This is a genomic window from Methylobacterium sp. B4 (assembly GCF_003201865.1).
GTDB lineage: Bacteria > Pseudomonadota > Alphaproteobacteria > Rhizobiales > Beijerinckiaceae > Methylobacterium.
The window spans coordinates 1-1,064 of record NZ_QJJJ01000060.1 but is presented as its reverse complement, the minus strand read 5'-3'; the positions used below and the strand labels follow the sequence as shown (position 1 = coordinate 1,064).

Here is a 1,064-nt window from a genome sequence, read left to right as displayed (position 1 = left end):
CTAGAGCGGCATCCGATCAGGTTGGATCGTAGGCGTCGTAGCCTGCGGCCGCGAGATAGTTGCGGCACTCCGCCGTTGAGAAGCGCCTGAACGCGAGCTTGATGGTGTCCCAGAGTTCGCTGACCGTGCGTGCTGCGTCCGCGCGCAAAATCGCCTTGAGCTTGGCGAAGACGAGTTCGATCGGATTGAAGTCGGGTGAGTAGGCCGGCAGGTAGAGCAGCCGCGCGCCGGCCGCCTCAATGCGCTCGCGGATGCCGCCGACCTTGTGGGCGGGCAGGTTGTCGAGCACGACCGTGTCGCCGCGCTTCAGGGCCGGCACCAGGGTTTCATCGACATAGCTGCGGAAGCGGGCTCCGGTCATCGGCCCGTCGAAAAGGGCGGTGGCCATGAGGCCGTTGGCGCGTAGGCCGGCCGTGACGGTGATGGTTTTCCAATGCCCGAAGGGGATGGCGACGCGGCAGCGCTCGCCGCGCGGCGCTCGCCCGTAACGCCGCGCCATCTTCGTGTTGGTTGCGGTCTCGTCGAGGAACACGAGCCGGTCCGGATCGAGATCGAGTTGCCTCTCGAACCAAGCCAGGCGGGCTGCCTTCACGTCCTCCCGATCCTGCTCGGCCGCGTGGCCGGTGTTTTTTTACGCGTGATGCCGTGGCGCTTGAAGAAGCGTGACAGGCTGCTCACTCCGACCCGCAAGCCATGCTCGGCCAGACGGTCACGCAATTCGTGCAGGAATAGTCCGGGCTGTCCCTCGTAGGTCCGTCGGATCAACATGGCTTGTGCCTCGACGGCGTGTGAGCGCTGATCGCCGCCCATCGGCTTGGCCTGTGTCCGCCCCTCCTGCACGAAGCTCTCGTGCCAACGCACCGCGCTGGCTGGGCTGACCTCGAAGCGCCGCGCCGCCTCCCGGCGCGAGGCTCCTGCCTCGATGGCCATGACGACGCGCTCACGCAGATCGGCGGACAGGGCAGACGGCATTCGGCTCTCCTCTTCGGAAGGCCGCACATTGAATCACATCCCCGCCCGCACCAAAACCCCAGACGATTCAACCCGCTCGGATCGCGCTCTAG

Annotated in this window: 1 protein-coding gene; it reads right to left on the bottom strand. The window is 66.3% G+C overall.

What is annotated here, in order from left to right:
* Nucleotides 1-16: 16 nt before the first annotated feature.
* A protein-coding gene (locus BY998_RS23845; RefSeq protein ID WP_110354164.1) for an IS630 family transposase occupies nt 17-972 on the bottom strand; the annotation gives its coding sequence in 2 pieces (ribosomal slippage) (nt 17-633 and nt 633-972; 957 coding nt in all).
* Between the last annotated feature and the right edge of the window lie 92 nt (nt 973-1,064).